This is a genomic window from Flammeovirga sp. AWQ4_249, from assembly GCF_056161045.1.
Map to the genome: position 1 here is coordinate 76614 of NZ_JBSWYJ010000020.1, position 19508 is coordinate 96121.

The 19508-nt window shown below is 32.4% G+C and carries 13 protein-coding genes; 4 read left to right on the forward strand and 9 right to left on the reverse strand.

Annotated elements, in window-relative coordinates:
• From glpK to ACXAHM_RS15380, 4 genes are all read left to right on the forward strand, one after another.
• Positions 1-1500, forward strand: a complete 1500-nt coding sequence (glpK, locus tag ACXAHM_RS15365) for a glycerol kinase GlpK (RefSeq protein WP_474961341.1) — start codon at positions 1-3, stop codon at positions 1498-1500.
• A 90-nt stretch (positions 1501-1590) separates the two neighbouring features.
• Positions 1591-2775 carry an efflux RND transporter periplasmic adaptor subunit gene (locus ACXAHM_RS15370; protein WP_474961342.1) on the forward strand — a complete coding sequence of 395 codons (1185 nt, stop codon included), beginning with the start codon at positions 1591-1593 and terminating at the stop codon, positions 2773-2775.
• Positions 2775-5942: an efflux RND transporter permease subunit gene (locus ACXAHM_RS15375; protein ID WP_474961343.1), complete on the forward strand. Its 3168-nt coding sequence runs from the start codon at positions 2775-2777 to the stop codon at positions 5940-5942. The genes ACXAHM_RS15370 and ACXAHM_RS15375 overlap by 1 nt, the downstream gene beginning before the upstream one ends.
• A 2-nt stretch (positions 5943-5944) precedes the next feature.
• The gene (locus ACXAHM_RS15380) at positions 5945-7372 is read left to right on the forward strand and encodes an efflux transporter outer membrane subunit (protein WP_474961344.1); all 1428 of its coding nucleotides are present in this window, start codon (positions 5945-5947) and stop codon (positions 7370-7372) included.
• A gap of 52 nt (positions 7373-7424) precedes the next feature.
• On the opposite strand, the gene ACXAHM_RS15385 is transcribed toward ACXAHM_RS15380, so the two are convergent.
• The 9 genes from ACXAHM_RS15385 to rpsK all read right to left on the reverse strand — a co-directional run bounded on the left by ACXAHM_RS15385 (position 7425) and on the right by rpsK (position 19501).
• On the reverse strand, positions 7425-8528 hold the full coding sequence (locus tag ACXAHM_RS15385) for a sulfotransferase family protein (protein ID WP_474961345.1): 1104 nt from the start codon (positions 8526-8528) through the stop codon (positions 7425-7427).
• Between the two features lie 579 nt (positions 8529-9107).
• Positions 9108-10388, reverse strand: coding sequence for a M16 family metallopeptidase (locus ACXAHM_RS15390; protein WP_474961346.1), 1281 nt, complete (start codon positions 10386-10388; stop codon positions 9108-9110).
• Between the two features lie 103 nt (positions 10389-10491).
• Entirely contained in the window at positions 10492-11712 is a 1221-nt protein-coding gene (porV, locus tag ACXAHM_RS15395) for a type IX secretion system outer membrane channel protein PorV (RefSeq protein ID WP_474961347.1), read from the reverse strand.
• A 149-nt stretch (positions 11713-11861) separates the two neighbouring features.
• Positions 11862-15257: a type IX secretion system sortase PorU gene (porU, locus tag ACXAHM_RS15400; protein ID WP_474961348.1), complete on the reverse strand. Its 3396-nt coding sequence runs from the start codon at positions 15255-15257 to the stop codon at positions 11862-11864.
• 142 nt (positions 15258-15399) lie between these two features.
• Positions 15400-16494: a glutamine-hydrolyzing carbamoyl-phosphate synthase small subunit gene (carA, locus tag ACXAHM_RS15405; protein ID WP_474961351.1), complete on the reverse strand. Its 1095-nt coding sequence runs from the start codon at positions 16492-16494 to the stop codon at positions 15400-15402.
• Positions 16495-16638: 144 nt separating this feature from the next.
• Entirely contained in the window at positions 16639-17109 is a 471-nt protein-coding gene (gene rplQ, locus ACXAHM_RS15410) for a 50S ribosomal protein L17 (protein WP_474961353.1), read from the reverse strand.
• A gap of 154 nt (positions 17110-17263) precedes the next feature.
• Positions 17264-18259 (reverse strand): DNA-directed RNA polymerase subunit alpha, encoded by a 996-nt coding sequence (locus ACXAHM_RS15415; protein WP_474961355.1) that lies wholly within the window; start codon positions 18257-18259, stop codon positions 17264-17266.
• A 100-nt stretch (positions 18260-18359) separates the two neighbouring features.
• Positions 18360-18965, reverse strand: a complete 606-nt coding sequence (gene rpsD / locus ACXAHM_RS15420) for a 30S ribosomal protein S4 (RefSeq protein WP_062618555.1) — start codon at positions 18963-18965, stop codon at positions 18360-18362.
• 140 nt (positions 18966-19105) lie between these two features.
• Positions 19106-19501 carry a 30S ribosomal protein S11 gene (gene rpsK, locus ACXAHM_RS15425; RefSeq protein ID WP_044203107.1) on the reverse strand — a complete coding sequence of 132 codons (396 nt, stop codon included), beginning with the start codon at positions 19499-19501 and terminating at the stop codon, positions 19106-19108.
• Between the last annotated feature and the right edge of the window lie 7 nt (positions 19502-19508).

Genomic DNA, 19508 nt, shown 5'->3' on the forward strand with positions numbered 1-19508 from the left:
ATGAGCAAAACCAAACAATACATTCTCTCTCTTGATCAAGGAACTACAAGCTCTAGGGCTATTTTATTTGACCGAAAAGGTAAAATAATAAATACAGCCCAAAAAGAATTTAAACAAATTTACCCTAAGCCTGGATGGGTAGAACATAATCCTAACGAAATTTGGTCTACTCAAGCTGGTGTTGCAGCTGAATGTGTCGCTAAAGAAGGTTTAACAGGACTAAATATTGCTGGTATTGGTATTACAAATCAAAGAGAAACAACTATTGTTTGGGATGCAAAAACCAGTAAACCAATCTATAATGCTATCGTGTGGCAAGATAGAAGAACTTCAAAATTCTGCGATTCTTTAAAGAAAAAATATTCAAAGAAAATTCAGAAAAAAACTGGGTTAGTCATTGATGCTTATTTTTCAGCTAGCAAAATCCATTGGATACTTGAAAATGTAAAAGGAGCCCGTAAAAAAGCAGAAAAAGGTGAATTAAAATTTGGTACTATTGACTCATGGTTAGTGTGGAAATTTACAAGAGGAAAATCACATATAACCGATGTAACGAATGCCAGTAGAACCATGCTTTTTAATATTCACACTTTAAAATGGGACCAAGAACTACTTGATATTTTTAATATACCCAAATCCATGCTTCCTGAAGTGAAAAGTAGTAGTGAAATTTATGCACATACCGCTACGACTCTTTTTGCTACAAAAATTCCAATTGCAGGTATCGCTGGTGATCAACAAGCCGCCTTATTTGGACAAATGTGTACCAAGGAAGGTATGATTAAAAATACATATGGTACAGGTTGTTTTATCATGATGAATACCGGTAAAAAGGCCGTTACTTCAAAACATAAATTATTAACAACAATAGCATGGCAAATAGGTAAAGATGTCAACTATGCATTGGAAGGTAGCGTATTTGCAGCTGGTGCAGCTATTCAATGGCTAAGGGATGGATTACAAATAATCAAAAAAGCACATCATTCTGAAAAAGTAGCCAAAGAAGTAAAGGACAATGGAGGAGTAACTTTCGTCCCTGCCATAGCTGGATTAGGAGCACCCTATTGGGATCAATATGCTAGAGGTACAATGATTGGTATTACAAGAGGTACTGAAAGAGGGCATATTGTAAGAGCTACTTTAGAAGCTATCACTCATCGTTCTCAAGATGTCATTGAGGCAATGTTAGCTGATGTAAAATATGAAGCAAAAGAATTAAGAGTTGATGGAGGTGCTTGTGCAAATAACTTGTTAATGCAAATTCAAAGTGATATTTCAGATATATCCGTTGTTCGTCCTAAAATTTTAGAAACGACTGCTATGGGGGCTGCTTTTTTAGCAGGAATTGCCGTTGGGTATTGGAAAAACATTGATGATATTCATGAAATATGGAAGAAGGATAAAATTTTTAATACAAAATTACTTTCTAAAGAAAAAAATAAAGCTAGAAGGACTTGGAAAAAAGCAGTACAACGAAGTTTTGATTGGGATAACTCATAAAAGTACAATAGCAATCCTAATATCTCCTATATTCATATTTTAAAATTTAGTAGTTTTACTATACTTAAAAACTCTATAATCTCTCTAATAATGTCTATTAATTATTTGAATACTATTCCTAAGGTATTATTTGTAGTATTCTCAATAAATCTATTCATTAGTTGTGGTAATAAATCTGTTGAACAGAAAAAAAGTATGCCTCAACTAGAAATCCCAATTACTGAAGTAACTATTCGAGACGTACCGCTAACTAAAGTATTTGTAGGACAAGTTTATGGTACAAAAGATATTCCTATCCGATCTCGTGTAGAAGGTTATCTTGAAGGAATATATTTTCAAGAAGGAAGTAAGGTAAAAAAAGGACAACTACTTTATAAAGTTGACCCGCAACAATACGCTGCTACAGTTGCTATGAGAAAGGGAGAATTAGCAGAAGCCGAAGTAACGCTAGTTAGAGCTTCAAATGATTTGGAAAGGATTCAACCCTTAGCTGAACAAAATGCAGTTTCTAAATCTGATTTAGATGCAGCTTTAGCAGAAAAAGGTGCATCCAAATCTATGGTAGCTGCTGCAAGAGCAAATTTAAGAATGGCTGAAATTGAATTAGGTTATACGCAAATTTCTTCTCCTATTAGTGGCATCATAGGCAAAACAGAAGCGAAAGTAGGTGAATTTGTTGGTAAAGATCCAAATCCTGTAATACTAAATACAGTCTCTAGAATTGATTCTGTAAATGTGAGATTTTTTGTTAATGAAAATGACTACTTAAAATTTGCAAGATATGCTGTAGAACAAAAAAAAGCTGGAAATACAAAAAAGGATAAAAAAGACCCTAAAGACAATCTTGATCTGATCTTTTCTGATAATACGGTCTACAGTAGAAAAGGACATATTGATTTTGTTGACAGAAATGTAGATTCAGAAACTGGTGCATTACTCGTTCAAGCTACTTTTCCAAATCCTGATGGTTTAATTAGACCTGGGCAATTTGCTAAAGTAAGATCAATCATTGATGTTGTAAAAGATGGAATATTAGTCCCTCAAAGAGCTGTTTCTGAATTTCAAGGTAGAAACTTTGTTTATGTTGTTGATAAGGATAACAAGGTTAAAGAGCAAGAAGTAGATTTAGGAAGAACATATAAAGATTATTGGAGAGTACGTTCAGGACTTAAAGAAGGAGACAGAGTAGTTTTAGAAGGTCTTCAAAAAGTACGCGAAGGCCAAACAATTAAAGCAAAACTTGTAAAATTTGAATCACAGTACGATCAAGAATAATGAGTCAAGAACAAATTAAATCGAATTTCTTTGTTAGGCGACCTATTGTAGCCATGGTAATTGCTATTATCATGACGATCGTAGGTGGTGTTTCGATTACAGGACTCCCTATCGAACAATATCCTAACCTAACCCCTCCAATTGTAGTAGTTTCAGGTACTTATACTGGTGCTAGTGCATTAAATGTAGAATTATCTGTCGCAACTCCTTTAGAACAAGAGATTAATGGGGTTGAAAATATGATTTACATGAGGTCAACCAATGCGAATGATGGAACAATGTCTATTGAAACATCATTTGAAATTGGAACTGATCCTGATATGAGTACCGTATTTACACAAAACAGAGTCTCTACAGCTTCTCCAAAATTACCTGAAGACGTAAAAAGAACTGGGATTAAAACGGAAAAAACTTTCTCTAACATTCTATTACTTGTTACACTAATTTCTCCTGACGGAAGATATGATCAGAAGTTTTTGGGTAACTATGCACTAATTAACATAAAAGATGTTTTAGCACGTATCAAAGGTGTGGGTAGTGTAAAAATATTTGGTAGCTCTGATTACTCTATGAGAATTTGGGTCAAACCTGATATTCTTGCAAAACTAAATCTAACAATACCAGAAATTACACAAGCGATAAGTAAGCAAAATGTGATTGTTCCTGGAGGTAAGTTTGGAGCTGAACCTGCTCCTAAAGGAACTGAATTTACATATACAGTTCGTCTTCCTGACCGTCTTGAAAATGTAACTGAATTTGAAAACATTGTCGTTCGTACAAATAAAGATGGTAGTCAAGTTCGTTTAAGTGATGTTGCTAAAATTGAATTAGGTGTTGAAACATATAATTCTTCCGCAAGATTAAATGGTAGTGATTGTGGTACAATTGCCTTATATCAAGCTCCAGGATCAAATGCGGTAGAACTTGCTGAAAAAATTGTAGAAGCTATGGAAGGTCTAAAAAAAGATTTTCCTAATGGTATTGATTATAAAGTTTCATTAGATTCAACAAAACCTATTACTTCAGGTATTGATGAAATCATAGAAACACTAATTATAGCACTACTACTCGTTGTACTTGTAGTTTATGTTTTTATACAAGATTGGAGGGCTACTTTAGTTCCTGTAATGGCAATACCGGTTTCATTAGTCGCTGCTTTTATGCTTTTCCCTCTATTAGGTTTTACGATTAATGTACTTTCATTATTGGGATTAGTACTCGCCATTGGTATTGTAGTAGATGATGCCATTGTTGTAGTTGACGCAGTACAGGTTTACTTAGAGGAGGGATATTCACCAAAAGATGCAACAAATAAGGCAATGGCTGAAGTTACAGCTCCCGTTATTGCTACTACGCTTGTATTAGTTGCTGTATTTGTTCCTGTTGCCGCAATGTCAGGAATCACAGGTAAATTATACCAACAATTCGCCATAACAGTAGCCGTTTCTGTATGTTTTTCATCAGTGAATGCACTAACTCTATCTCCTGCTCTTTGTGGACTTATTTTAAGAAAGTCCGAACCCGTCAAAGGTCCATTGGGCAAATTCTTTGATATCTTTAATAACATATTTGACCGTTCTACAGTGTCATATTTAAGTGTAACAAAGATTGCAACTCGAAAAATTGCAATGAGTGTTACTTTTATCTTATTGACTCTTGGAGCTGCAGGTCTATTGGGGTTAAAAGTACCAATTGGTTTTATTCCTGAAGAAGACCAAGGTTACTTATTTGTCAATATTCAATTACCAAATGCAGCTTCATTACAACGTTCTGATGCTGTTACAAGAAAAGTTGAAAAGATAGTTTCTAAAATACCAGAAGTAGATTTAGTAACAACTGTAACTGGTTTCTCTCTTTTAACTGGTAGTACATCTTCAAATACAGGTTTCTCATTTATCGCTCTAAAAGATTGGGCTGAAAGAGAGAAAACTGCTAAAGAAGTACAACAACAATTGAATTATTTATTTGCAACTCAAATCGCAGAGGCACAAGTATTCTCATTTGGACCACCAGCAATTCCTGGTCTAGGTAATGGATCTGGTTTTAGTATTATGGTTCAAGATAAAGGTGGTAACACTCCTGAATATTTAGCTAGATATTCAAATGAATTTATTCGTGCTGCTAATGCTCGACCTGAAATAGGAATGGCATTCAGTACTTTCCAAGCTAATGTACCACAGCGATATATTGATATCAATCGTGATAAAATTTTAAAATTAGACGTAAATCTCGATGATGTTTACTCTACAATTGGTGCGTTCTTAGGAGGTACTTATGTAAATGATTTTAATAAATTTGGACGTTTATATAGAGCTTATATTCAAGCAGAACCTGAATATCGACATGATGAAAAGCAACTTGATCTATTTTATGTAAAAAGTAGAAGTGGGGCAAAAGTTCCTTTATCCACATTAGTGAATGTTGAAAAAATTAGTGGGCCAGAATTCACTAACAGATTTAATCTTTTAAGATCAGTTGAAGTGACAGGAGCTCCTGCACCGGGCTTTAGTTCAGGACAAGCAATGGATGCTCTCGAAGAAGTAGCAAGCGAAGTTTTACCAGCTAACATGACATATGCATGGAATGGCATGTCTTATCAAGAAAAACAGGCGTCAGGATCTGTATTTATGATTTTTGGATTCTCCCTGCTTTTCGTATTCTTAATTCTTGCCGCTCAATATGAAAGTTGGTCAATGCCTTTTAGTATACTTTTAGGTACTCCATTCGCTGTATTTGGTGCATTTTTACTTCTATGGTTTGCTAGATTCTTTAGTGAAAGTTATGAAAATAATGTCTTTGCTCAGATTTCTCTCGTAATGCTAATCGCCATGGCTGCAAAAAATGCTATTCTAATTGTTGAATTCGCCAAATTAAAATTTGATGAAGGACTCAATTTATTCGATGCTGCCATCAAATCTGCAGAATTAAGATTTAGGCCAATCCTGATGACTGCATTCTCATTTATTTTAGGTGTTTTACCTTTAGTAATCGCAACAGGATCAGGTGCAGAAGCAAGAAAAGTAATGGGTATGGCATTACTTGGTGGTATGGGAATGGCTACTATCTTGGGGTTATTCTTATACCCAATGTTATTTGTACTTGTAGGAAAATTAGCCAAGTACGAAGAAAAAAGAGATGCTGAAGTTCAACAAAATGGTGAAGTATAATTATGAGAAATACATTATTTTATAAAAATAAATTAGCCATTCTTCTTGGACTTACTTTTACCTTACTTTGGGGCTGTAAGCTTGGAGAAAATTACCAAAAACCTGATGTTGATGTACCACTAGAATATAGATTTGGGAATGATAGTTTGATATCTAGTGAAGATGATACAATAGGCTGGTGGACTCTAATTAATGACAATGTTCTAGACAGCTTAATTTTAGTTGCACTTCAAAATAATCAAGATGTAAAAGTAGCTTTACAAAGAATTATTGAAGCTGAAAAACTATATAGAATTCAAAAGGTAAATACCAGACCTCAATTTGGGTATGAAGGTTCTTACACTTATGGAAACTATGGAGTAATTACATTTGATGATGCTGCAGGAAACTATTTTGGTGGAGCATCTCTCAATTGGGAACTTGATTTATGGGGAAAAAATAGAAGCTTATCTGAAGCTGCTCAGGCAAACTATTTAGGCACTGTTTATGGACTAAGAGCTACACAAATCTCTCTTATTGCAAATGTAACAAGTGCTTATGTTCAATTATTAGAAAATAAAGCTAGTTTGAAAGTTGCTGAAGAAACCCTAGCATCAAGAGATAGCTCTATGATTATAATGGAAGCAAGGTATAGACAAGGTACGATTCCTGAAATTGATCTTAATCAAGCACAAATACAGCAAGCTATTGCTGAAAGTGCAATACCCGTTTATAAAAGAGGAATAGCTCTTTCTGAAAACCGTCTTGCCATTTTATTGGGCGAAAACCCAAAGTCTATCATTACAGGAATGGCATTACAAAACCAAATGAAACCTCCTGTTATCCCTGCTGGTATTCCGGCAGATTTACTTAAACGAAGACCTGATATCTTAAGAGCAGAACAAGATGTAAAAAGTCAAAATGCTCAAGTTGGTGCTGCCATTGCAAATAGATTTCCTACAATTAGCATCACTGGTGTTGGAGGTGTTGCGTCTCAAGCTTTAAGTACTACAAATACTGCTACAGGAGCTTGGAATATTGGTGCAGGCTTAGTCGGCCCCTTATTCCAATGGGGACAAAATAAAAGAAGAGTTGAAGCTGAAAAAGCTAAGCTAGAAGCATCTATACAGGAATATGAGAGATCTGCCATTAAAGCTTTTAAAGAAGTTGAAGATGCATTAGCTTCTGTTCAGTATTATCAAGAAGAAATGGTTGCCAGACAAAAACATGTCACTGCAGCTGTTAATGCAGAGTATTTATCTAAACAAAGATATGATAAAGGTGTAACAAGTTATCTTGAATATCTTGAACAGCAACGACAAGCTTTTGAAGCTGAACTTAATTTAGTAAAAGTTCAAAGTGATATTTTATCATCATATATAAAGTTATACAAAGCATTAGGTGGAGGATGGATAACTCCACAAGAACAACAAGATGCTCAAGGAAACTAATTAATATTTGATCAAACAAAAAATGGAGTAGACTTTAATCTACTCCATTTTTTTATAACATCTCATAATTCCATTTATCAAAAGCATAATTCCAATTTGAATTTACTTTATCAATAGTTTCCTGAGGGAAATTATATTTATGTTTTTTATGTGATCCTAAACTATCTAAATAGTTCTGCATAATATCCTTTACTTTATTAAAATCACCCAAATTCAATTGTTTATAAATCGAATCAAGGTAACCTAAATTATCCTTTGAGAACTCCTCGTATTTAATTTCAACTAGGTTTTCAGAAGGAATTAAACTTTTATCTTGCTCGTATTTATCGAACATTTTTGTAAATACTTTCAAGATATTTTCACTCAACTCATCGTCAGAAATCTTTTGGAATTGCTGACTTGGTAATACACCTTTAAAAAACCTAAAAGTTGATCCATATACTTCATAAGGGTTTCTATATATATAAATAAACTTAGCATTTGGATAAATCTTCAAAAGTTCATCAACTCTTGCTGTATGCGGAGGGTTTTTCGATAGAAATCTTTTACCTTTCGTTTGCCATAAAGCTAACTTTGCAAATCTTTCGTATGTATCTCTCCACTTTTGTTTATCTGCCTCTGACATTCCTTTACCTAACAGAAATTTATCAAATATTCGTATTGTATCCTGAGGGAAATACCAGAAATAGTAATAACACATGTCATGAATATTACCTAAAGCAAATTCTTCTTCCTGAGGAAAAGATGGATCTAATTTTAGACCATCAGCAGGCCGCTCTTTTGGCATAAACATCTTCATTAAAGGAATAAAAATATTTCTACCAAACATTAAAGCATTAGGAAATACACTTTGAAATGTATTGACAAAACCAAACTGTGGATCTTTACTTAATAAATTATGAAGGTGTGTAGTACCACTTCTCCAGTGTCCTAAAACGAAAACGGGATCTTTATCCATTTTCATTTTATCAATCTTTTTGTATAACCAATTTTGATTTATTGATTCTACTGGTGAACATAATTTACTTATAAGTCTTGCTTTATTGAATTTCTTTTTGAATTCATCTTCAATAGTATATTGAGCTTCTAATTTTTTAAAATTTGAGCTTGAACTACCAGCTAGGGTAGCCATATCTAAGTTATCAAATGATGCCATTTTCGAGAATAAGTTAAGCGTATAGATTTTCTATTACATACGCTAATAGTTTTTGAGAGAATGATTTAATTAATAATTATTTAAAAATAAGACATGTACATAATCATGTAATATTTTATTAATTTTTCAACTTTTTTGAATTATTAAATATTTATTACTTATTATTTGATTTTTTTTTACATTTTATGATTTAACAGATTATTCTATCATTAATTAAATAAAATATATAAATTATTTAATATTATCAAACTTTTTTGTTAACAAACATTGCTTAAAATACATGATTTTAATACTATTGCATCAACAAAAAAACAAAGTAAGAAATTTTAATTTTATTAGTTTTTTTGATCCACTTTAATGGATAACTAAGCAAACATTACGACTTTTTAAAGAGTGCATTGACAAACTTTCAACTTAAAGAAAAACTAAACGAATTTTGCACTCAAACTTTTTACACTAAAATACTAACATCGTTATTTAATGACTTAGTCATTAACATTACTGAACAACAAAACTTTCAAGCTTCATTTCAACAATGGGAATGTAGTAAGCTATTAAAGCTTACTACTGCTCCTTGTTTTATCCTACACATACTTCTAACATTTCTTGTTTGAAGTATTTTTTTGCCACATTTTTTATTTCTTCAGAAGATATCTTTTGAATTCTACTAACATAATCGTCATAGTAGTCAAAAGAAAGGTTCTTTTTGAATAGAGATTTTGTTACTTCTAGCAACGATAAATTTGAGTTGATCGACATTACAAAATTTCCAGTCATATAGTTTTTAACCGTCTCCAATTCATCAATTCCAATTTCTTCTTCTGTTAAAATATTTATCTCTTTATATATTTCAGTTAATGCTAAATCCTTTGATTCTTTCTTTAAGTCTGTACTTATAATAAAATAACCTTGGTTAATTTCATTTCTAAAAGAAGAGTGAATTCCATAGGTTAAACCCTTTTCTTCTCTTACATTTTTCATTAACCTTGATCCAAAATATCCACCAAGTACTTCATTTAGAATAGTAAAAGCTTCTAAATCTTGATTAGGTAACTTAAAAGTTGGGCAGCCAATACGAATACTTGTCTGAACTGCATCATCTTTTTCTTGATAGATATATAAATTAGGTGAACTTATTTTACTAACAAATTCAGGGTAAACAAAAAAAGCACTTTCTTTCACCTTTAAAGTACCTAGGTTTTCTTTAATCTCATTTATTTCTATTTCAGTTACATCTCCTGTTATAAACAACGTAAAAGGAAGACCAACTACATTATTTTCATAATAGTTAACAACTTCTTCTAGCTTAAAGTTCTTTAATGCCTCTACTGAAAGAGATTTACCATAAGGATGTTGATTTCCATAAAAGTTTTCTCTAAACAATTTTGTCGATAAATACGATGTTTTTTCTTCATTTACCTGTTGCTGTTGAAGCATTACTTTTAGAATGTGTTGAAAGTCATCATTATCAAAAGTAGAGATCGTTAGATACTTTTTCACCAATAATATAACTTCACCAAAATATCTTTTTAAACAGTGTCCACTAATAGTGAATGAATCGATATCACTAGTTGTAGAAACAATTGCTCCTAATGATTCTAATTTATGATGTAAAGCCTTACTGTCCATACCTTGTATTCCTTCACCCACAAGCTTAGCTGTTAATGCTGCAGCTCCTTGTTCTTTCTCTAAAAGTTTACCTCCTTTAATAGATAAAGAAAAATGAATAATAGGTTGGGCATTATTAGGAATACTATAAACTTCACAGCGATTTTCTAACGTAAATTTCTGTGGCTTAGGCAAAGAAAAGTCTTCAATTGCATAAGAAGATGGTGCAATAGTTCTATCTATACTACTCATTATAATTTTTGATAAAATAAAAAAGTGAGGCAATTAAATAATTACCTCACTTTAATTTAATAGACTATAGTTTTATATCATAATTCAATTTGAATAAAAACTATTAAATATCATCAGCATTAAGCGTATCAGAACTATTATTGTTACTTCCTTTACCTTTGCCTTTTGCTTTACTCTTACCTCCCTTAGAATTTCCAAAGTTGAATGCAAGTGTAAATCTTAATGTATCTTCTAATGGATTATTTCTTTCAAATGCTAGTAAGTAAGAGAAATCTAGACTTACTACTTGATATCTTATACCAAGACCCATTTGTAAATACTGTCTGTCTCCTTTATTAGGGTTTTCGTAAAAATAACCAACACGTGCAGCGAATAAATCATTATACCAATATTCTGCACCAACACTCCACATGAATTCTTGCATTTTCTCACTAAATCCTCCAGGAGCTTTAGTTAACCCATACCACATACCTTCAAGAACACCTACAGATTTGTAATCATATGTAGAATCTGGTGTAGGTACTAATAATTTGTTTACATCTACACCAAAAGTAATTTTATTATATGGATCTAATTCAGTTGTCAAAGTAGCTCCTAATCGAAGGTTTGTTGGTAAAAAGTCTTCTTGTGACTCATTAGAATAGTTCATCTTAGTACCAATATTCGATATATTCCACCCCCAAGCAAACTCTGCATCATAAGTACCTAATTTTACATCAGGGTTTACCCAATAACCAGAAATATCTGCCGCAAATGCACTTCCAGGCTTACTATCTTGTGCACCTGTATTAATTGATCCAGCTAAGTTTGAATAAATATATCTTGCTGAAACAGCCATACTATATCTTTTTGATAGTTTCATTGCAAAATGACCATCAAAAGAATATTCTCGAGGATTAAAGTTTTGAGTAATATTTCCTGTTCCATCTGTAAAGTCAATACTACCTAAATCAAAATATTTCATACTTAGGCCAACAGTTTGTCTATCATTCAAACGATAGTAACCTGATAGATAACTAAGCGACATATCTCCTACAATTTTTTGTAGCCAAGGATTGTAAGATAAAGAACCTCCAAAATCCTCTTCAATAAAAGCATATTTAGAAGGGTTCCAATGTGCTGAATTTACATCTGGTGATGTTGCTGCACCCATATCACCCATTGATGCACCTCTTGCTTCTGGAGCAATTGTTAAAAACGGCACTGCGGTAATAATAGGATTTGAATTTTTATCTTGTCCAACTATTTGAGATTGACCGTATGAATCAATTACACTAAAGACTGTCAGTATAATGAGTAGGTATTTAAAATTTTTATTAATCATAATTATCTAATGTACTTTTCTCAAGTCTAAAAAAAATAACCTTAGTTCTTAAAGGTATGAATGTGTAAAAGTTAGATTATAGGCATACGAATTTTAACAACTCTTAAAGATACTAAAGATTTATTAAAAAAATTATTAAAGCTGTTTGTTTATTTAAGTACTATCCTACTTGTTTGATAAGTTTTAATTCCTAAAGCAGGACAATTAATTATTAATTGTACAATATAAACTCCACTTATCATTTGATAATTACTTCTTAAACCTTCATAGCTTATTAAAATTTCTGATTCGGAATTAATTACTTCAAAGTCATTAGTAGCAACAATATTGCCATTCATGGCTATAATATTTGATTTAATATCTAAATTTTGTCCTAATAAATTATGTGTGAATCTAATGTCAAAATCATTGATTATTGGATTTGGAAAAGCTATATAATTAGTAATTTCAATATCAGACACTTCGCTTACAAAAAATGAAATAGTTGTAGAGGAACGATTATTTGAAATATCCCAAGCTTCTAATGTAAGAGTATTTTCTCCCTCTGGTAGATCATTTAATGGAAATGTAAAAGTGTAACTTGAATTATCATCTATTATTGGGCTTAAATAGTCATTGACTATCCATGTAGAATCTCCACTATTCAACATTAATAATACATCATGTCCCGCTCCTATTCCAGATAAATTAATTCCACTTTCATCTGATATAGTTGCTGTTACATAGGTATCCGGATAAACAATATTTTCTTTTTCTGAATAAATATCTAATTCTATTTCTGGAGGTGTATTGTCAATCATTGGTGAATCAGAAGTTCCTCCTAAAATTATATTTTTATTACTACCAATACCATCTTCATTTATTTCACTCTTAGCATAAAAACTAAACTTTGCATCGTCATAAGCATATCTTATATCTTTAGGAATTGTAAAATTCATTTCAAATTCACCATTTACTACAGACGACACCCCTCTATAAAGTTGATATTTTCTTTCTAAATAATTAAAAACTGTCTCTGGACCATCATTACCTCTAGTTTCAGATTCTGTTTGTTTTTCATAAAGCGTTAAATATACTTCCCCATTAAAAGTATTATCTAATTGATTATTTATTTCAATTTGACCATTTAAGTGCACATGATCTAGTGCTTTCAAAGTATCAATATTTGAAATATCAATATCATTAATTGCAGTTATTGCTACTTCTCTTTGTGGAATATTTAAATGTAATGATGGATCTCCTAATAAGGCAAAATTTCTATTATTAACCCCTGATAAACTATTATTTTTTGTAAGTCTAAAACTTTCACCCAGAGTAATATAATTATCATTATCATCTTTAAGAAAGATGGATTCATAAAATGCTTTATTGATTTTAAAGTTACTTGAAGCATAAACTGGACGTGTTGTCGTTAATAAACTCATGCTTCCACCACTTTCATTAAAAAGTAATCGTTCTGCACTTGATAAAATATTAGGGTTATCATATCTTCCAAATTCACAAGTTGCCGTAAAAAATAGAGATAATTGATCATTATTGGTAAAGTTTTCAACCATATCAGCATTTAAGATTCCTTCTTCAGCCCAATTTGTAATTGAACCATGTCCACTATAATTAACAATAAGGACTCCTTCATTATCTACCCAATTCACTAACTCTTCATTAATCTGAGGTGACTTTGCTCCAGATGGTGTTGAAACTTTTGGCTGATTATCAATATAAACTCGTTGAGAATTAAAATCAGGATAAGTCTCCTCTACATATAATGCTAAACTATTTGCATCTCTTTGATGTGTATTTCCATCCCCATCATCGGCAACAAACAATACATTCTTCTTCCATCCTGAATTGTTAACTGAATTTGTATCGTATGCGATTAATTTGTCCACTAAAATTGTTGCATTATCAACATTCCTTGCTGGGAGTCTACCTATTCCTATTTCTAAATCATCATTATCAACTCTTCCATCAATATTTTCTCCCCAAAAACCTTCATCTTCATCAAAAAAACCAAAATAGTCATCTGAAGAAAAAGACCTTACCCGATGTAAAACATCTCTTGATTCATAAATTGGAATCTGACTTTGTCCTTGATATCGGATACCTTTATAATCATAAGATCCTTGACCAAAAAGTAATAAATACTTAAACTTTTCAGTGTTTTCAAGATATAATGATCTTGCAAAATCTCGAATTGCTGTTATATCCTGTCTACCAGAAGAAAATTCATTGTATACATGATTTATATCAACAACTTCTACATCTATGTTATTAAATGATTCTCTATGGTTGGCTAACCTTTGAGCTTGATTTAAATATTCAGAACTAGTAATTATCAATAAATCTGGAACATTTATATTTCGCAAATCTTGGTTTTCAATCTCACCTATTATTTCTGGAGTATTTACATCTTCTATATCAAAACAAATTATTGAAAAATAATTTTCTGTTTTATTAATAGTAATTTCAGAAGAAGAAATTAATGCGTCTTTTACATCATGAGTATTTGTAATGTCCCATACGTAATCGAAGTCTTGTGATGTTGGAACTGTAACACCATCACTCTGAGGTTCTATTTTTTGGTAGTAAACTAGGTTTGTTTTATCCTGACTTAATGATGTAAAAGTATTTAATGTTAGATAATCTAAAAAGCCTTCTGAATCAGATTGTGGTTTACTAAAAGTTATATTAATTGGAATACTATTACTTTCATAGTCTAATTTATCAAAATATTCAAACTCCATATATCCTTGTCTACCATATCTATAGTTATTAAAGTCTCGGGCACCAGGCACTGACAACTCTCCTATCACATGATTAGGTATAGATAAAGTAAAATTACTTAATTCTCTAGATTTAGCCATCACTCCTGCTTTCAACTTAAATGATGATGATGAATTAACTGTAATATTCACTTCCATTGAAGTATTATTAGTAAAGTTTTCTCCAAACCAGAACCTTCCTGATGGTTCTGTAAGTGCTGTCACTTGTTCTAATTCATGATGATAAACTTGAATTAAATTATTTATTGTTACTTTATTAGCAGGTCTTGATGTTTCTTGATTAATATTTTTTGTTCTTTCTCCTCCATTAATTCTTAAGTAATAATAATTTGATACATCATATAAATTAAGCTCATAATCAAAAAAGTCACGAGAAGAATTATAGGTAATTTTATCTGCACCTTCAGCAAAAAATAAAAAATAGTCAGATGAATTTAAATTATTATTATCACTGCCTACATATTTTAAAGGTACTTCAATCAAAGTTTCAGGTCTTGATATTGAATTTTCTTGAGGTAACATTCCTAATCCAAATCCAAATACAGCTATATTATTCTGATCGATTGATGAAATATCAACTCCTAATGAACTTAATAATGCCTCATCGATTTTATATATACCAGACTCTTCAACTTTTAACTTATAAACTTCTCCAGTACTAAGTGGTCCTAATTGAGCATGAGTAGTTGTCACCATAAAAGTAAATAATATGGTATAAAATAATCGAATTATTAATTTGGTTATATCTAATAAAAAAGTCATTTCAAAAAAGGAGTATGATTGATAAAATAGGCTTATGAGAAAGTTTGTTTGACCTATAAAAAGTAATTATATCTTTTTCATAAAAATAAAGAAGCCCAATTAGAAAAACTAATTGGGCTTTTAAAATATGATCTACTTAGTATTAATTATCTTGAATTAACTCTAAGAATCTAGTAAATAAATACCTTGAATCATTTGGTCCTGGTGATGCTTCAGGGTGATATTGAACAGAAAAAGCTTTTTTGCCATTCACTTTTATACCTTCAACAGTTTCATCGTTAAGGTTTTTATGTGTTAACTCAACAATATCACTATTTTCCACGCTATCCATCTTCACTGCAAAACCATGGTTTTGTGAAGTAATTTCAGATCTTCCTGAAACTAAATTTTTCACAGGGTGGTTTGCTCCTCTATGTCCGTGGTGCATCTTATAAGTATCTAAACCTACTGCTCTAGAAATGATTTGGTGTCCTAAACAAATTCCAAATAGTGGTTTGTCTGCTTCTAAAATTGCTTTTGCTGTTTCAACAACAGCATCCATTGCACCTGGATCTCCAGGTCCATTTGATAAGAAATAGCCATCAGGTTTCCACTGCTTCATTTGTTCAAAAGTAGTATCAGATGGGAATACTTTACAAAGCATTCCTCTTTCTGTAAAGTTTGTTAGAATAGATTTTTTAACACCTAAATCTAATACTGCAACTTTTACAGAAGCATGTGGGTCTCCTACAAAGTAAGGTTCTTTTGTACATACTTTAGAAGATAATTCAAGTCCATCCATATTTGGAGTAGCTTTTAAAAGCTTCTTGATTTCTTTTAAATCTTCTGTTTCTGAGGTAATGATTGCATTCATTGCACCCTGAGTACGAATGTGCTTTACAAGTTCGCGGGTATCAATATCTGCAATCCCTACTAAATTTGCAGCTTCCAAATAATCTTGTAAAGAACCCTCGGCAGTACTTCTTGAGAATACGCTTGAGAAACTTTTTACAACAAGACCATTAATCTGTGGCTTAGACGATTCATTTTCAGTTTGTACTGTACCATAATTTCCAATATGAGATACAGTATTTACAATGATTTGTCCATAGTATGAAGGATCTGTATAAATTTCTTGATATCCAGTCATACTTGTATTAAAACAAATTTCTCCGGTTGTGGTACCAATTGCACCGATAGCAGTTCCTTTGTAAGTTGTGCCATCTTGAAGCATTAGTATCGCAGTCTTTTTCTCCATTGATATTATAGTCTTATTGAACTTAGATTGTGCAAATTTAATAAAAAATAGGAATAAAAATATTGTTTCATTTTTAGACCCAAAAAAAGGGAAATAGTTTTTAAAACTATTTCCCCTATTTATATTAATAACTATTCATCAGAATTATTCTGCTGATTCGTTATTGTTTTCAGCTTCTGCAGTTGGCTCTGCACTAGCTGTTGACTTCTTTCTTGAACGACGAGTTTTAGTTTTCGTCTCTTTCACGTTGTAGATTTCGTTGAAGTCTACAAACTCGATCATTGCCATTTCAGCACCGTCACCTAAACGACGACCAGTTTTGATGATACGAGTATAACCACCTGGACGATTGATAACAGCATCACGAACTGTAGTAAACAACTCAGTAGTTGCTTCTTTATCTCTCAAGTAAGAGAAAACTACACGACGAGAGTGCATTGTATCATTTTTAGACTTAGTTACTAATGGCTCAACGTAAGTACGAAGTGCTTTTGCTTTAGCAACTGTAGTGAAAACACGCTTATGCTCGATTAAAGAACAAGCCATGTTTGCAAGCATTAATTCTCTATGCTTCTTTTGTCTACCTAAGTGGTTGAATTTTTTACCGTGTCTCATTTTTCACCTTTTTTAATGATAAAGCCGTATTAGGAACTCTATCAAATTATTTAATAATATGTGGACTAATAAGTATCAAGAAAGCCGTAGCTTAATTTTTACCGGTGATTTCAATATTTGCCGTGTCCAAGGAACAAATATCTATTCAGATAGATTAATCCTCGTCCAAACGGTACTTAGAAACATCCATTCCAAATGATAAATTTCTGTCAGACATTAAAGTTTCAAGTTCAGTAAGAGACTTCTTACCAAAATTTCTAAACTTCATCATATCAGAAATTTCTAAAGAGGCTAAATCACCTAATGTTTTCACATCGGCAGCCTTTAAACAGTTATATGCACGAACTGATAACTCAAGGTCAGAAAGTGATGTTTTAAGTAGCTTACGCATTCTTAAATATTCATCATCTATTTCAACTGCACTACCATCTGTAGGATCATCCATAATCATGTTTTTGTCTGAGAATAACATGAAATGTTGGATTAAGATGTTTGCAGCTCCTTTGATTGCTTCTTCTGGATGAATAGATCCATCAGATTCTACTTCTATAATCAGTTTTTCAAAATCAGTACGGTCATCAACTCTAAGGTCTTCTACTCTATACTGAACATTTTTGATTGGAGTAAAAATAGCATCAATTGGAATAAAACCAATGATATCGTCAGCTTCGCTCTCAGTTTGGTCATCTGCAGATAAGTAACCTCTACCATTATGAATGGTAAATTCTACTTGTAAGTTTACACTTTCATCTAGGTTACAGATTACAAAATCTGGATTTAAGATTTCATATTCCTCAGTGAACTGAGCAATATCTCCAGCCTTAAATTCGCTTTTGCCACTAAGATTTACACTGATTTTTTGTGAAGGATTTTCACTAACAGCTTTGAATCTAACTTTTTTAAGATTCAAGATAATCTCAGTTACGTCCTCCACAACACCATCGATTGTAGAATACTCGTGAAGAACATTTGGAAACTTAATTCCTACAATAGCATACCCTTCTAGTGATGAAAGTAATATACGTCTAAGCGCGTTACCTATTGTTAAACCGTAACCTCTTTCTAGTGGTTTGAACTCAAAAAGGCCTTTGAAATCATCAGCCTGTTCCATTACCACCTTATCAGGTTTTTGGAAAGCAAGAATTGACATATAAAAGTCGTGGTTTTAATAAATTTAATAAGAACTCATACGAAAAGCTCCTAAGAAAATTAAATATAATCTTCTTAGAAGCTTTTTCCAAAGATCTATATTACTTAGAGTACAACTCGACGATAAGTTGCTCTTGAATTTGTTCAGGAATTTCATCACGTTCTGGGAACTGAACGAATCTACCTGTCATATTCTCAGCATTATACTCTAACCAAGAATAAGCAGTACGTTGCTTACCAGAAGTTGCTTCCTTAATCACTTTGTTTGTTTGTGACTTAGCACGAACACCAATCACGTCACCAAACTTCAAAGTATATGAAGGAATATTCACTACTTTACCGTTCACAGTAATGTGTTTGTGTGATACTAATTGACGAGCAGCACGACGAGTAGGAGCGAAACCTAAACGGTATACTGTGTTGTCTAATCTTGCTTCTAATAATTGAAGTAAGTTAGTACCTGTGATGCCTGATTTATTGGCAGCTTTTTCGAATACGTTACGGAACTGACGTTCTAATACACCGTAAGTGTATTTAGCTTTTTGCTTTGCAGCAAGCTGGATAGCATATTCAGACTGCTTACGACGTCTGTTTTTACCATGCTGTCCTGGAGGATACGCCTTTTTCTTAAGTTCCTTGCATGCCCCGAAGATTGGATCATTAAACTTTCTAGCAATCTTCGACGTAGGCCCTGTATATCTAGCCATTTTTCTCTAGAATTTTAGGAGTGTCTATAATAATTTTAATTCAGGAGGTGTCAATGATCTCTGCCGTGGCTTAAGACGACAGACCGTTTTAATGGTTAACACACTCTTAGTTGTAATCTCAACAAGTTGAGAAGGTCAAATTAGACTCTTCTACGTTTTGGAGGACGACAACCGTTATGAGGTAGAGGAGTAACATCTTTGATGATAGTTACTTCGATACCTGAGTTTTGCACGGTACGGATAGCCGCTTCACGACCTGATCCTGGACCTTTAACAAAAACCTCTGCTTTACGCATACCTAAGTCATATGCTACTTTAGCAGCATCAGATGACGCTTGTTGTGCAGCGTAAGGAGTGTTTTTCTTTGAGCCTCTGAAGCCCATTTTACCAGCTGAAGACCAAGAAATCACTTGTCCTTCCTTGTTGGTGAAAGAGATGATAATGTTGTTAAAAGAAGCCTTGATATGTACTTCTCCCTCCTGAGTAACATTAACTACTCTTTTCTTCGCTTTTTCGTTTTTTCTTCTTTGAGCCATAATTCTT

Coding starts and splice junctions, on each gene's coding strand:
- glpK (WP_474961341.1), top strand. CDS start 1: ATGAGCAAAACCAAACAATACATTCTCTCTCTTGATCAAGGAACTACA.
- ACXAHM_RS15370 (WP_474961342.1), top strand. CDS start 1,591: ATGTCTATTAATTATTTGAATACTATTCCTAAGGTATTATTTGTAGTA.
- ACXAHM_RS15375 (WP_474961343.1), top strand. CDS start 2,775: ATGAGTCAAGAACAAATTAAATCGAATTTCTTTGTTAGGCGACCTATT.
- ACXAHM_RS15380 (WP_474961344.1), top strand. CDS start 5,945: ATGAGAAATACATTATTTTATAAAAATAAATTAGCCATTCTTCTTGGA.
- ACXAHM_RS15385 (WP_474961345.1), bottom strand. CDS start 8,528: ATGGCATCATTTGATAACTTAGATATGGCTACCCTAGCTGGTAGTTCA.
- ACXAHM_RS15390 (WP_474961346.1), bottom strand. CDS start 10,388: ATGAGTAGTATAGATAGAACTATTGCACCATCTTCTTATGCAATTGAA.
- porV (WP_474961347.1), bottom strand. CDS start 11,712: ATGATTAATAAAAATTTTAAATACCTACTCATTATACTGACAGTCTTT.
- porU (WP_474961348.1), bottom strand. CDS start 15,257: ATGACTTTTTTATTAGATATAACCAAATTAATAATTCGATTATTTTAT.
- carA (WP_474961351.1), bottom strand. CDS start 16,494: ATGGAGAAAAAGACTGCGATACTAATGCTTCAAGATGGCACAACTTAC.
- rplQ (WP_474961353.1), bottom strand. CDS start 17,109: ATGAGACACGGTAAAAAATTCAACCACTTAGGTAGACAAAAGAAGCAT.
- ACXAHM_RS15415 (WP_474961355.1), bottom strand. CDS start 18,259: ATGTCAATTCTTGCTTTCCAAAAACCTGATAAGGTGGTAATGGAACAG.
- rpsD (WP_062618555.1), bottom strand. CDS start 18,965: ATGGCTAGATATACAGGGCCTACGTCGAAGATTGCTAGAAAGTTTAAT.
- rpsK (WP_044203107.1), bottom strand. CDS start 19,501: ATGGCTCAAAGAAGAAAAAACGAAAAAGCGAAGAAAAGAGTAGTTAAT.